The organism is Chryseobacterium limigenitum, assembly GCF_900114875.1.
Classification (GTDB): Bacteria; Bacteroidota; Bacteroidia; order Flavobacteriales; family Weeksellaceae; genus Chryseobacterium; species Chryseobacterium limigenitum.
The window spans coordinates 54,251-68,544 of the sequence record NZ_FPKW01000012.1; the positions used below are offsets into that span (position 1 = coordinate 54,251).

Genomic DNA, 14,294 nt, shown 5'->3' on the forward strand with positions numbered 1-14,294 from the left:
TTAAAAAATTATTTTTTAACCCAAAGCTGGGAAGCCAGTTGCCAAAAGCAATAAGCCAACAGCAACTTTGCCCGTTACGTTTAGCATCCAAACACTTCTCCCATCTAAAGAAGTTGTTGATTGCATAAGAAGCGGAAAGTAAACTAACAAAAACAGAAAACATGGCAAAAGCAAATGTAAAAGACCTTCTAGAGGCTGGTGTACACTTCGGTCACATGACTAGAAAGTGGAATCCAAATATGGCTCCATACATTTTTATGGAGAAAAATGGTATTCACATTGTAGACTTACATAAAACAGCAGTTAAATTGGATGAAGCTTGTAGCGCTTTAGAAAAATTAACTTCTGCAGGTAAAAAAGTTCTTTTTGTTGCTACTAAAAAGCAAGCAAAAGAAGTTGTTGCAAAACACGCTTCTGAACTTAATATGCCTTATATTACAGAAAGATGGCCGGGAGGTATGTTAACAAACTTTGTTACTATCAGAAAGGCTGTTAAGAAAATGAACCATATCGACAAAATGAAAAAAGACGGTACGTTCGAAACTTTATCTAAAAAAGAAAGACTTCAGGTTGACAGACAAAGAGCTAACTTAGAGAAAAACTTAGGTTCTATCTCTGACATGGTTCGTCTTCCTTCTGCAATCTTCGTTGTAGATATCATGAGAGAGCATATCGCTGTAACTGAAGCTAAGAAATTAGGTATTCCAGTTTTCGGTATTGTTGATACAAACTCTGATCCTAGAAAAGTTGATTTCGTTATCCCAGGAAACGATGATGCTTCTAAGTCTATCGATATGATCTTGAGCGTAGTTTCAGAATCTATCAAAGACGGTCAGACTCAAAGAAAAGCTGATAAAGAAAAATCTAAAGAAGAAGGAGAAGTAGTATCTGCTGATAAAGATGCAGATTTCGATTCTGCTGAATAATTAAAGATTTTCTTTAAAATATTAAAACCGCTAAACTTTGTTTAGCGGTTTTTTTTGTGCTTATTAATGTAAGATTAGTTTGAAAGTTTAATGTTGTAAGACGTCGTTATAAACTTTGTTTTTTGATATACAGAATTACACAACATTCCGGATAGATTATAATTCTGATTTTTAGGAACCATTGCAGTACCTATTTTATTAGTCCCAATTGGAATTTTTTTGAAGTAATTATTTCCACTGATCGTAAGAACCATATTGCATCTCGAATTATTTTCCACGGTGATAGAGGTTCTGTCTCCATCTGACCCGTTTAAAAGGTCTGTAAGAACCTCGGCTGTTTCGGACTTATAAGTCTTTATTAAGGCGCTGTATTCCCTTTCTACTTGGCTTGTTGAGTTGTTTGCGCCCGAACGAATAATACCCACCGGTCTTTTAGCAGTTGGGGTTGAACGATAATTTGTTGTACCACAGCTATTTAACAATATAGCCAAAGCAAAGCTGTAAAAAAGTATCGTCTTTTTCATATGAGAAATTTGTGATGTAAAAATAATCTTTTTTACTTATTATTTGAAATCGTTTTATTCCCAACCTGTGAGGGGTTATTTATGGTTAAAAGCATATTCTTTTTTATGTCTTTCTGTGAATTATATTTCACGTCACAAACATTACTGTTCAGCGTATAAGATCCTTTATTAATCACAATAAAATTTTCTTCGTGCGCAGGAATAGCCAGATTGTAGAAATCTTTTCCTTCAATTCTTAAAACCAGATTACAGTCAGAATGATTTTTAAGTAATAGAATGACCTCCTTTTTACTGATATCTTCATTAATCATTGCATTTAAAAGCTTTACAGTCTTTTCTTTATGATCTTTTTTTGTTTCAGATATTAGGCGTTTAAAATCTTCTGCATCCTTAGAATTAGCATCTCTCATTACACTATTGGGAATCTCTGTGATAACAGGTCTGGCTTCCATTGGTTTTGCGTCTTTTTTGCCCTTCGTCCATTCCTCATTTTTTAATGCGATTAATTTTGGCTTTAAAACACTTTTTTTGGGATCTTCCGGATGGCAGGTTCTGAGATATTCTTCCATTTCCTGAATGTTGGTACTTTTGAGAATGTTTTTGCTGCTACTTTTTTGAGCATGTGTGAAACTTGAGATCAATACAAAAAGTATTGAAATGATGAGAGATTTTTTTTTCATTGATAAAAATTTTAAAAGTTGTTACTTCTATGTTTTTATGTGTTTGTTTTGTGTTTTTTTCAATGGAAAAACAAGGGTGTAAATTTTTACAACCTTTATTTTTGTGAGCGAATTTTATCACTCAAATAATAAAAAATGATTAACTATTTAAAGTAAAATGAATGAGGGTGTGTTTTTTCATCTTTCTGTTTTTTAATTTATTTTGAACTTAATATAGGTTATTGTTTTTCCTTTTGCGGAAAATAATTCTTCATAATAGGTTTTAATATCTCTTAAATGTTCTGTACCCGGATCGTATTCTGCAGCTCCGTAAATATCATGATGTGCCGATACAATTTCATAGCCCGCACCTTGAAGGTAGCCTAAAGTATAGCCATGTAAAAACTCAGAATCTGTCTTTAAGTGAATGATTCCGCCAGGTTTCAGGAATTTTTTATATCTTTCAAGAAAATCGGGGTGAGTTAATCTGTGTTTTGTACGTCTGTATTTGATCTGCGGATCAGGGAACGTGATCCAAATTTCATCTACTTCGTTTTCACCAAAAAAATGGTCAACCAATTCAATCTGAGACCTTACAAAAGCTACATTTCCCATGTTATTTTCTACAGCTTCTTTAGCTCCAAACCAAAATCTGGCACCTTTGATGTCAATACCGATAAAGTTTTTTTCAGGAAAAGTTTTTGCAAGTCCTACTGAATATTCTCCTTTGCCACAGCCTAATTCAAGAACAATTGGGTTATCATTTTTGAAGAAATCTGTTCTCCATTTTCCTTTCAATGCAAAGCTATTTAAAGCTTCGTCTCTTGTTGGTTGGATAACGTTTGGTAGTATTTTGTTTTCAGCGAATCTTGCTAATTTATTTTTGCCCATGAGATATATAAAATCCTGCAAAAATAGCGAAATTTAGAAACATGACCTTGACTTTTAACTATAAAAGAAGGTTTTGAGGATTTGTTATTTTTTAGGAGAGCTTCCCAATGCTACCATCAGTGGTTTTTGGATCGTTTTTTGGGATGCATATTGGGCTCCGCAGACAATGCTTGTTAAAAGATAATCACCTTTTGTAACTACAACCGAGCTTTCGTTATGTGCAGGCACGGCAAGTCTGTATTTTGTAGTACCGATGCCTTCCATTCTTACAATAATATTACAGTCGGATTTGTTTTGAATAAGCACGATACACTCTTTACTCATCGGATCATTATCGAAAAGTGAGTTCAATATCTGTACTGTTTTATTTTTGTGTTCCGTTGGAGATACAGACATCAGCATATTGAATTCTTCTGCTTCCGTATCAGCAACAACTGTGGTTGAAGCTGTAGCAGAGGTATTGGTAACGTAAACATTTTTGGCACTGCTGGGAGTGTATACAACTAAAGATTGTTTTGCCTGCAGTTCTGCGTTGTATTTTGCGATTTGCTTTTGTTTGATAATTGCATTCATCTCATCGAATGTAATTTTTGTGGAAGGTCTTCTTTTCAGCAAAGCAAGCTGTTCCTGCATTTGTCTTACTTTTTGATCCTCGGGACGCGCGTTTTTAATATATTCCTTCATCATTTCCATTACTCTTGGTTTTAGTACGGTTCTGCGCGGATCATCTGGGTGAGCATCTCTTAAGAAGGCATTTATCTCATAAATGTTTTTGCTTTTTAAGATATTGCTGTAGTCTTTGTCTTTTCTCTGAGCAGAAAAAAGTCCAAAAAATAACACTGTACTAAAGAGTAAAAGTATCTTTTTCATTCACTAATATTAGGTTTAAAAAATAAACTAATCTTTTTCTTTACTTGTGTTTTAAGAATTAAGTGTTTTCTAAATTAAAGGGAATAGTAATCGTTAAAACACCTAATTATCGCATAAAATTAAACATATTTTAAAAAAATAAAGGAATGTACACCATAAAATTTTATGACATACATTCCTTTACAGCAAATATGGTGCTAATTTATTTTATAACATCCTGAAGATGAGAGTTTCTAAGCCTTCTCTGATAAATAGGCATATATTTTTCAATCGGGATTTTTACGGCTTCAAAATTACCATTCATAATATAAGGCTGAATATTTTCTGAAGTATAAACAAATTGAAGGAAATTATCGATCAGATTTTCAGGTATTTTAAATTTCAGGAAATAATCTTTTCCTAAATAATTTTTAATCTGAGTAACGGAGCTGTTCATCTTCTCGTAGGCTACATAACGCTGTTTTTTCTTCCTTTCTCCGGATAAAATATCGTAGATACTTTCTAAACTAAAAGTAAGCCCGCCATCTCTAAGTCCTGCAACAGGCAACTCCGGTGGATTTCCGTCGCCTTTTGGTTCTGGTAAACCTATTACCTTTTTCAGAGCCAGAGCCTTATCTTCTTTTTTCAGAGCATTTACATCATATCTCAAATTTCCGGTAGGCTTAAATCTACTGATGATAATTTCCTGAATATCATGGTAGGCTATTTTTAATTCAATTAAATTTTTAGAGCCAAGCATTTGAGGAGATAATTGAATATCTTTCCTTTCCGTTACAATTGAGGTAAAACGGATGACATCTCCGGCGTTTGCCTGAATAGTAAAATCGCCATTATAATCTGTAAGAACAGTTCTTTGCGTAGTAAGATTGGTTACATAAACCTGATTAAGATATAATACTGAGTTGTCTCTTAAAAAGACCTCCCCATTATATATTTGAGCATTGATTTTTACCAGAAAAAGCAAGACTACTAGAGTAATAAGTTTCTTCATATAATAGGGCAAAATTACATAGAAATCCAATAATTTATACCTACTTATCTAGTGAAATCAGGTTAAAGTTATATTAAACTTTATAATGAAACTGTTAATGAATGTTATAAACCCAGTTTGTGATATACGTTAAATTATCTGTTTTTTACCAATAGCCAGCTTGTATATTTTACCGATGTACTGCCTCCGAATTCTGTCCAGCTTATAAAATACCAATAAGTGGCAGTGTTTATGGGTCTTCCGCCCAAGGTTCCGTCCCAGGTGAATCTGTTAGTAGGAGTTCCTCTGAAAACTTCGGCGCCGTATCTGTCGAAAATTCTGAATATAAGATTGTCATTGCCCATTAAGGCCGAATAATCAATACCATCATTATGTCCGTCATGGTTTGGAGTTATGGTGTTGATTAGATTAATTATGGTAAATGTTCTCGTAATTTCGTCACAGTTTCTGGAATCTCTTACGTGTACAACATGATTTCCTCTCGGTACATTCTGGAAAACATTGGAGTTTTGCCAGTTAATTCCGTCTAAAGAGTATTCGTATGGAGGAGTTCCGCCGCTTACGCCAACGGTTACCGTATTTCCGTTGACCTCAATTGAAACGATTGCAGGCAGAACAGATTCTGTAACATTGACAGCTTGTCTGTATGTGCAACCATCAAAAGTAAGATCTACCCAATAACTTCCGGCCGAAACGTTCGTGATAGCAGGTGTGGTTGCGCCTGTGCTCCAGAGGTAGCTGTCGAAACCAGGTCCGGCATCTAAATTTGTCGTTGTTTTTGGACAAACGATTTTATCAAAAAGGATATTTGATTTTTTCGGAGTTTTAATATTAATTGTAATTGAAGCTACATTAGGACATACTCCCGGTTTTTCAAATCTGATATGGATGGTCTGAGCTCCGGTAAGGTTCATTGGATTTCCGAGAGGGGCAACATTATTTTGAGCATCAGCTAAAGTCGCGTGATATGTCACTGTAACGTTAGGATCTATCGTAAATTGTGAAATAAATTGTGCCAGATCAACGTTTTTAATTCCGTCAAGATCGTTATCGCACACACTTACAAGATATGAAGTTTTCATTAAAGGAATCTTAGCTCCAATACTGAAATTTAAAGGCTGAACAACACTTGCGCATCCGTCAGGAGAATCAACTCTTATGTAAATTGTTGTGGGTGCAGTGTAACTCCAGTTGTTAGGAAGCGTATTGGCATTTCCTAAGTTGGCATCACTTAAATTAGCGTAATATCTTACATTCGTAAAATAAGTGGGATTATTAAGGACAATAGGAGTGATGTTTGATAAATTAACGGTTACAATTCCATCTAAATTATCATCACAAAATACGCCATTATAATTATTTAAAACAATGGCAAGATTATATAAATTAAGTGTAATCTGAGCAATACTTTTACAGCCGATATTATTTTTAACTACGGCATAAACGATGGTTCCGTTTGGAGCAGTATAGGTGGTAGGTACTGTAATTAATGCTGCAAGATTCTCGTTTTGGGCGTCAAGCAGCGTAGGGTAATAGGTAATTGTTACCGGGCTGTTGTTGGTAACATTAGCCGTTGTTAAATTAAAAGTTCCCTGTCCATTAATGTTACAGGCAGTTAATGTTTTATTAGTAACTGTTAATGCCTGAATATTAATTGTTACGGTTACCGATTCACAATCCGGAAAGTCTGGGTCATTTCCGCAGAAAGTATAGGTGAAAGTATCTGTTCCGGTAGTTCCCGGGTTGGTAACGGTGTAGGTAATTATTCCTGTGGTTGGATTTACAACTGCTGTTCCTAAAGTTGGAGGAGTCGTAATTGCAACGGTAGAAGGAACCGGTGTTTGTGTAGAACTGCTAAACGCTGGAGTAATGGTTTTTACTGAGCAGACATCGTAAATTGCGGTAGTTTGTTTTAAACAATTCAAAACCTTGAATTTTGCTGAAACTAAAGGCGCACAGCTTCCCATTGTTACCGAGCAATGATAATATCCGGATTGCGTAGGAATATAGGTTGCTGCATTGGCTCCCGGAATAAGAATGTCATTTCGGTACCATTGATAAGTGTCATAAATAATTGGATCGACGGTAAGAACAATCCCCGGCGCGCAATCTCCGCCAGATTTTAAAATCACAGGCTGTGTAGGAAAACCTGCAAAGAAGCCGCCATATCCCACGGCATCACTTCCTGCACTTATTCCTGCCATGATCGCTTTAGTTGAAACTACTGTAATTGTTCCTGTAACATTCGGAATACCATAAGTTACCCAATTATTGGTACCTGTCATATTGAAAGGCCCTGTACTGGCCAAAGGCTGAGTTCCGTTTACTGTTACAACGGCACCTTTTTCTGTAATTAAATTAAGCTTAGTCGGAATATTTAAAATTCCTAAAGGATTTCCATTCGAATGAACAAAGTTTTCATTAATAAAACCTAGTTCGTTGATCTGTTTTGGTAAATAACAATTCAGGGCAGGAATAAAATTAAAACCACCCGTTGCTACCTCACTTCCTGAAGCTGAATCTCCGGCAAGAATCTGATAAACGTAAGCGTTTTTCGATGTTTTTACATATAAATTATAGTGTCCGCTTCCCTGTAGCTGATATTTGGTGTCTGGAATTACAAAATACTGTCCTGTATTTAATGTCGCTACCGGAGGTATTTCATTATTGACAAAAATTTGAGTGTTATCTTCTGTAGCGATCACCACCGCGCCTTCCATATTGGCTCCGATACTTCCGTTGCCTTTTACAATGGCAAATTCGCTACCCAGTCTTTCAACAGGGACAGACTGATCCATCAAAATATCAGAACTGCCGGGAAAATTTCCGGCATATTGACCGTTGAAGTTTCCGTTGGTGACATTTATAGGTTTATTTGAAACAATTTTAGACCCGATGAAGCCGTCAAAATTTCCGGATAGGGAACCGTTACCATCAATAATATACGATTGCCCTTTATTTAATGTAAAAGTCATGGTCGGGTTTGTGACTCCGGTTGTTCCGTTGGAAAACTGTACGGTACTTTTATATCCTGAAATTGTAACTGTTGTATTGTCTTCAGTCGCCAATATACTCGTCATGAAATTCAAAATAAAATTGCTGACAGTTATAGGCGCACTTGCTGCATAAAAAGTCTTTCCCGTAGCAGGAATTCCTTTCGAAGTAATAATTTCTGCGTGATTAAAAACCGAAAATCTCAAGTTAGCATAAAAAGGAAATTCTGCTTTTAGATAAAGTCCTTTTGAGGTAGGTGTAAATAAATCCGTCTGTTGAGTTGTGATGATATAATCTCTTAAAACATCAAATTTCTGAGGATTGTTTTTGCTGATGTTTACTGTTCCGATCAGGACATTATTGTTGTAAATACTTACCGGAAATGATGTCGTTCTGTTGGTGGAAAGATATAAATTTTGATAAGGATTCGGGTTTCCCGTTCTATCTACCATTGGGGCAAACCAATGTTCTCTGTCCAACTGTGCGAAAGTTGAAGTGAAAATATAGAATATAAATAAAAAAGATAAAATTTTCTTCATTCAGGATCAGCTTTTATCACAAATTTAATAATAAAAAGTAGTAAACCCTTGAAAAAATAACAAAAAAACCACGATTGGGGAATCGTGGTTTTAATTAAAATATTTTAAATTAATTATTCTCTGTTTTTCACTAAGATCCAACCGGAGAATTTAATTGGAGTTTGCTTTTTATTAGGCTCGTTCCAGCTGATATCGTACCAGTAATTTCCTGTGGATACTTTATTGGTTCCGTTTGTAGTTCCGCCCCATTTGTATCCGTTTGTTTTATCTGCCTGATAGATTTTGCTTCCGTATCTGTCGAAGATATTCACAACCAAATTAGGCTTGTGAGCTAGTGCTGAATAATCAATAAAATCATTAACGCCGTCATTATTAGGTGTAATTACGTTGATCAGATTAGGAATTGTAATTTCAACCTCAATAGGATTACAGTCATAAGCATCTTTTACATATACCGTTCCGTTTCCTCTAGGAACGTCTTTAAATATGTTTGAATCCTGCCAATTGATATTATCCATAGAATATTTATATGGAGCCGTTCCACCAACCACATAGGCAGTCACAGTGTTGTTTGTAATATCAATGTTTGAGATAACGGGTTGCTCAGAAGAATATACAGTTACCGTTTGTTTTGTAATACAGTCACCTGTTTTTAGTTTTACCCAATAAGTACCAACCCCTACGTTATTGATAGACGGAGTTATCGCGCCTGTGCTCCATTCATAAGCATTAAAACCTGGACCTGCATCCAGCGTTGTTTTGTCTTCCATACAGATGATCTTATCTTCCAATATAGCAGATTTTACAGGTGCAAGGACGATAAGCGTAACTTCAGCTACACTGAAACATCCGTTTGCGTTTGTCACTCTTATATATACAACACCGTTTGGTGCGATGTAGTTTGTTGGATTATTAATTTCATTCGTCCCATTTGCAGCATCAGTAGGAGATGGGAAATATCTTTTAGTAACTCCCGGTTCTGTAGAAACGCTGGCTAAAGTAAGATTAAATAATGCCGTTGCCGGATTAGTTTCAATGAAACAAGATCTTAAAGTTGCATTATTGACTACCGGACTTTTTGATACGGTTAAATTTAAAGTAATCTGCTCACAATCCACAAAATTTGGATCATTACCACAGAATTTATAAACAATTTTATCTGTCCCAAAATATCCAACGGTTGGAACGTAAGTGATTACACCTGTTACAGGGTCTACACCTGCTGTACCATTTGCAGGAGGAGTAATAATCGTTACAGTTCCCGGAACAGGAACCTGACTTGAAGTCGTAAACTGAGGAACGATATTTAAAAGACCCTCACAAACAGTCATTGCTTTTGTTGTCTCTTGAAGGCAAGTATATACTTTATAAACTGGGGTAGTCTCCGGAGGACATGATCCGATTGTAATTCTTACGGTATAATCTCCGGATTGTGTTGGCGTGTATGAGTTAGCATTAGCTCCCGCAATAGCAACACCGTTTCTGAACCATTGATAGGTTTCAAAACTGTCATCAACCTCCAATACTAAACCTGGAATACAAGTTCCGGTTTGCTTAGCAATTAAAGGGATTGAAGAGAATCCTGCAAAATAACCTCCATATCCGGCTGTGCTATATCCACCGTTTACACCGGCAGTAACAGCCTTTGTTGAAGTAATGGTAACGTTTCCTGTAATACCGGTGATGGCGTACGTAACCCATTGATCATTACCCAAAAGAGGATACGGACCCTGAGCCGGAGTTGGAACAGCTCCATTTACTGTTACAGCAGCTCCTTTTTCTGTTAAGATATTAAGCTTTAAAACAACTGTACCCGTGTAGGTCGGCATCGCCTGAATATTACCAATTTCATCAATCTTTCTTGGTAAGAAACAGTTCAATGGTGGGATATAGTTGTATCCTGCCGTTGCAGTTCCGCCTGATGATCCGATTAATTGATATAAATAAATATTTTTTGTACTATGAACGTAAACATTGTAATGTCCGCCACCTTGGCTGATGTAGGCACTGTTTAAAATTCTGTAATAATCTCCCTCGTTAAGAGTTGCAACAGGTGTTGTAGCATCATTAAGGAAAATTTCGGTGTTGTTTTCTGTGGCAATTATAATTCCCCCTTCCATATCGTAATGATTGGTGAGTGGAGATAAGCTTCTTACCATTGCAAATTCTTTTCCAAGACGAGTTGTGGGAACAGATTGATCCATTACAAGGTCGGATCCTGCGGTTGTATTTCCTGTCGCGAACATTCCGTTTGCATTTCCGTTGGTTACGGAAACAGGTTTATCAGATGAAATTTTTGTTCCGATGAAGCCTGTCTGGTTGGCAACTGTATTTCCAACACCGGCAAGAATGTAAGACTGTCCTTTATTTAAAGTAAAATTTAACGTTAAAGGAGGTGTTGCATTGTTGATAAACTGAATGTTGGGATCATATCCGGTAACCGTTACTTTCGTATTGTCCTCGGTTGCCATGATACCTGTTGTGAAGTTCATTGCACTACTACTCGTTAAGGAAGTAGTGATCGGAGTTGCAGCAGCATAGAATGTTGTTCCGATGCCGGCTTTTCCTTTAGAAGTTACAATCTCACCATGAACACTGTTATATATTCTTAATGATGTAAAATAAGGCTTATCTCCTTTTGTATATACTCCCATATTGTTGGGAACAGCAGCGCTCGAAGTATTTGTTGTTGTAATATACTGCGAAGGCAATGTAAACATCTGAGGACTACCTTTACTAATGGTCACAGTCCCGATCACAACATTGTTGTTGTAAATCGTTACCGGAAACGGAGTAGCCGAATCTGTGGAAAAGTATAAACCATGTTCATACGTTGACGATGTTGAGGAGTTAAAATAAGGAGCAAACCAATGGTCTGTGTCTCTTTGTGCAAAGAGAGTATTAACTGCCAAGACAATTAATACTAAAGATAGTAGAAATTTTTTCATAAGCTGGAATTAGGATTTTGCAAAAATAACAGAATATTTTAATATGTATTGATAATATGTTTAAAATAAAAAGGTTTATAGCATAAAAAACCACGATTCTAAAATCGTGGTTTAAAAAGAAATTTATTATTCTCTATTTTTTACAAGAATCCAACCTGTGTATTTTATTGGAGTTTTTTCTTTATTCGGTTCATTCCAGTTGATGTGGAACCAGTATGTTCCGGTTAAGATTTTCTTGTCGAAATGCTTACCGTCCCATCGGTAGTTATTAAACTTATCTCCTGTGAATATCTTATTTCCGTATCTGTCATAGACAACAAAGCTTAAATTTCCTTTGTAGGCTAATTCGCTGTAATCAATATAATCATTTTTGTTATCTCCGTTTGGCGTAATAGCATTCAATAAGTTAGGTACAGTAATTTCAACAGAAATAGGTGTACAGTTATAAGAATCTTTTACATAGAATGTATGCTGACCTCTTGAAAGATCTGTGAATATATTAGAATCCTGCCAGTTAGCGGTTCCGTCTACTGAGTATTTGTACGGTGGAGTACCTCCAATAACATTTACAGTTGCTGTATTGTTTGTGATCTCTATTTCTTTAATAACAGGATCTGCAGTTTTATTAACTCTTACTACCTGTGTAACGAAACATCCGTTCTTTCCAAGAACTACAGTGTATTCTCCAACACCAACTCCTTGGATGCCTGATGTAGTTGCACCAGTGCTCCATAGGTAAGAATCATATCCTGGGCCTGCTTCTAAGTTTGTTCTGGAATCAATACAGATATATTTGTCAACAAGAATTGGAGATTTTTTGATAGGTTTTGCAACCAATTCAATTTTCGCATTTGCTGTACAACCTTCATTACTTGTTATTTTTACATATACAAACCCTCCTGCAGAACCATAGTTTGTAGGATCCATGATCTGGTTTGTATTGGCGTTAAGATCTGCCAATGTAGGATAGTATTTTTTAGTTACTGTTAATAGATCAATAACATTTGCTTTTGTAAGATCAAAAAACGCTTTGTCTTCATATTGACATGCTTCTAGTTTAGCATCTTTTACAATAAACGGAACTACGGTTAAGTTCACAGTTACAATTTCACAATCTATAAATTCAGTAGCATTACCGCAGAATTTATAAACGATAACGTCCGGTCCGGTATATCCAGCTGTAGGATTATAAGTAATTATACCCGTTGCAGGATTTAGAACAGCTGTTCCGTGAGTAGGCTGTGTTGTAATTGTTACAGTGCTCGGAACCGGAATTTGTGTTGAACTTGAAAATGTTGGAGTGATAATTTTTGTAGCACAAGCATTTACACTTACAGTTGTATTTTTAACACAAGAATATACTTTATATATTGGTGTGGTAACAGGTGGGCAAGTTCCCATTGTTACTTTTACCGTATAATTTCCTGATTGAGTAGGGGTGTAAGTGTTAGCTGTTGCTCCGGGAATAATGACACCTTCTCTATACCATTGATAAGTCTCAAAACCGTCATCAACTTCCAAAATGATACCAGGTACACATTCTCCTGTTTTTTTTGCAATAACAGGAATTGAAGAGAACCCTGCAAAGTACCCTCCATAGCCTGCTGTGCTAAATCCTCCATTTATCCCTGCTGTTACAGCTTTTGTAGAGGTAATGGATACGTTTCCTGTAATTCCATCAATAGCATAAGTCTGCCATAGTGTGTTTCCTGTTAAAGGATAAGGGCCTTCTGCTGCGGTAGGAGCAGTACCATTTACTAAAACGGTTGCACCTGTTTCTGTTAAAATATTTAATTTTAAAGAAATTGCAGAGGAAGTATTTGGCATTTCGTTTATCTTACCGATCTCATCAATTTTTCTGGGTAAAAAACAGTTTAATGGAGGGATATAGTTAAATCCGCAGGTTGCATTAGTACTGCCTACTGCTACGAATTGATATAAATATACATTTTTTGAAGTAGAAATAAACATATTAGAATGAGTTCCGGCCCCGGGTTGGGTAACGTAGTTCGTTTCGTTTATTCTGTACCATTGTCCTGCATTTATTGATGCAATTGGCGTAGTTGCACCATTTATAAATATGTCTGTATTATCTTGTGTTGCAACGATGATACCACCTTCCATATTCTGACTAGGATTAGTTGATTTAGTTTTAACCATTGCAAATGTGCTACCAAGTCTTTCTACCGGAACAGACTGATCCAAAACAGCATCCGACCCGTCAGAGCCAAGAACTCCGAAGTTACCGTTACAACTTCCGTTTGTAAGAGTTATGGGCTTATCTGCCGCGACCTTTGCTCCGATAAATCCTGTTAAGTTTGCGGTATTGCTTCCGGAGCCTGCAAAAATAAAGGATTGGCCTTTGTTTAAAATAAAAGTATGAGAATTACCTGTAGCAGTTCCTCCGATAAATACGATACCTGTACCATTCCATGTTACAGTTACGGAAGTATTATCCTCTGTTGCCAAAACCCCTGCCGTAAAATTGTATAAAGAGCTTACCAAGGTATTTGGGCTGGCTGCCACATAAAAGTCTTTTCCGATGCCGGCTTTTCCTTTACTTGTGATAATTTCACCGTGAGCAAGTTGCGCCATTCTTAAACTACAATAAAAGGGTTTGTCTCCTTTCAGGTATAAACCTTTATTGATAACCTTAAAGGCATCAACAGCAGTATTGGCTGATATAAGGGTATTAGCAACAGTGTACGTTTGCGGACTCCCTTTACTGATAGTGACAGTAGTGACTAAGGCATTGTTATTATAGATCTGTACAGCAAAGGGGGTTACCGAGTCTGTTGATAAATACACGGCACTTGTATATCCTCCGACAGTGTCATAATATGGTGCTATCCAATGTTCTGTATCTCTTTGCGCAAAGAGCGTATTAATTGTTAAAAAAACTAATACTAGACTAAGTAGAAATCTTTTCATATAAAAGTGGAATTAGGATTT

Annotated in this window: 9 protein-coding genes; 1 reads left to right on the plus strand and 8 read right to left on the minus strand. The window is 36.2% G+C overall.

Features of this window, described 5'->3' with window-relative positions:
• Nucleotides 1–161: 161 nt before the first annotated feature.
• Nucleotides 162–926, plus strand: coding sequence for a 30S ribosomal protein S2 (rpsB, locus tag BT156_RS14445; protein ID WP_066754696.1), 765 nt, complete (start codon nucleotides 162–164; stop codon nucleotides 924–926).
• A 74-nt stretch (nucleotides 927–1,000) separates the two neighbouring features.
• Here the strand turns inward: rpsB and BT156_RS14450 are convergent, their stop codons facing one another.
• The 8 genes from BT156_RS14450 to BT156_RS14485 form a co-directional block, all read right to left on the minus strand.
• Entirely contained in the window at nucleotides 1,001–1,450 is a 450-nt protein-coding gene (locus BT156_RS14450) for a DUF6759 domain-containing protein (protein WP_072411049.1), read from the minus strand.
• Nucleotides 1,451–1,482: 32 nt separating this feature from the next.
• On the minus strand, nucleotides 1,483–2,130 hold the full coding sequence (locus tag BT156_RS14455) for a DUF6759 domain-containing protein (protein WP_072411051.1): 648 nt from the start codon (nucleotides 2,128–2,130) through the stop codon (nucleotides 1,483–1,485).
• Between the two features lie 192 nt (nucleotides 2,131–2,322).
• Complete coding sequence (trmB, locus tag BT156_RS14460) at nucleotides 2,323–3,000, minus strand: tRNA (guanosine(46)-N7)-methyltransferase TrmB (RefSeq protein ID WP_072411053.1); 678 nt, start codon at nucleotides 2,998–3,000, stop codon at nucleotides 2,323–2,325.
• 84 nt (nucleotides 3,001–3,084) lie between these two features.
• Nucleotides 3,085–3,870 carry a DUF6759 domain-containing protein gene (locus BT156_RS14465; protein WP_072411055.1) on the minus strand — a complete coding sequence of 262 codons (786 nt, stop codon included), beginning with the start codon at nucleotides 3,868–3,870 and terminating at the stop codon, nucleotides 3,085–3,087.
• 202 nt (nucleotides 3,871–4,072) lie between these two features.
• Complete coding sequence (locus BT156_RS14470) at nucleotides 4,073–4,861, minus strand: hypothetical protein (RefSeq protein WP_072411057.1); 789 nt, start codon at nucleotides 4,859–4,861, stop codon at nucleotides 4,073–4,075.
• 134 nt (nucleotides 4,862–4,995) lie between these two features.
• A complete protein-coding gene (locus BT156_RS14475) occupies nucleotides 4,996–8,394 on the minus strand; it encodes a T9SS type B sorting domain-containing protein (RefSeq protein WP_072411059.1) in 3,399 nt (1,132 codons plus the stop codon).
• A 113-nt stretch (nucleotides 8,395–8,507) separates the two neighbouring features.
• Entirely contained in the window at nucleotides 8,508–11,342 is a 2,835-nt protein-coding gene (locus BT156_RS14480; RefSeq protein ID WP_072411060.1) for a T9SS type B sorting domain-containing protein, read from the minus strand.
• Between the two features lie 126 nt (nucleotides 11,343–11,468).
• On the minus strand, nucleotides 11,469–14,273 hold the full coding sequence (locus tag BT156_RS14485) for a T9SS type B sorting domain-containing protein (RefSeq protein ID WP_072411061.1): 2,805 nt from the start codon (nucleotides 14,271–14,273) through the stop codon (nucleotides 11,469–11,471).
• Nucleotides 14,274–14,294 lie beyond the last annotated feature (21 nt).

What these genes read in the sequence shown, in the direction of transcription:
- rpsB (WP_066754696.1), top strand. Translation starts at nt 162, where the DNA reads ATGGCAAAAGCAAATGTAAAAGACCTTCTAGAGGCTGGTGTACACTTC.
- BT156_RS14450 (WP_072411049.1), bottom strand. Translation starts at nt 1,450, where the DNA reads ATGAAAAAGACGATACTTTTTTACAGCTTTGCTTTGGCTATATTGTTA.
- BT156_RS14455 (WP_072411051.1), bottom strand. Translation starts at nt 2,130, where the DNA reads ATGAAAAAAAAATCTCTCATCATTTCAATACTTTTTGTATTGATCTCA.
- trmB (WP_072411053.1), bottom strand. Translation starts at nt 3,000, where the DNA reads ATGGGCAAAAATAAATTAGCAAGATTCGCTGAAAACAAAATACTACCA.
- BT156_RS14465 (WP_072411055.1), bottom strand. Translation starts at nt 3,870, where the DNA reads ATGAAAAAGATACTTTTACTCTTTAGTACAGTGTTATTTTTTGGACTT.
- BT156_RS14470 (WP_072411057.1), bottom strand. Translation starts at nt 4,861, where the DNA reads ATGAAGAAACTTATTACTCTAGTAGTCTTGCTTTTTCTGGTAAAAATC.
- BT156_RS14475 (WP_072411059.1), bottom strand. Translation starts at nt 8,394, where the DNA reads ATGAAGAAAATTTTATCTTTTTTATTTATATTCTATATTTTCACTTCA.
- BT156_RS14480 (WP_072411060.1), bottom strand. Translation starts at nt 11,342, where the DNA reads ATGAAAAAATTTCTACTATCTTTAGTATTAATTGTCTTGGCAGTTAAT.
- BT156_RS14485 (WP_072411061.1), bottom strand. Translation starts at nt 14,273, where the DNA reads ATGAAAAGATTTCTACTTAGTCTAGTATTAGTTTTTTTAACAATTAAT.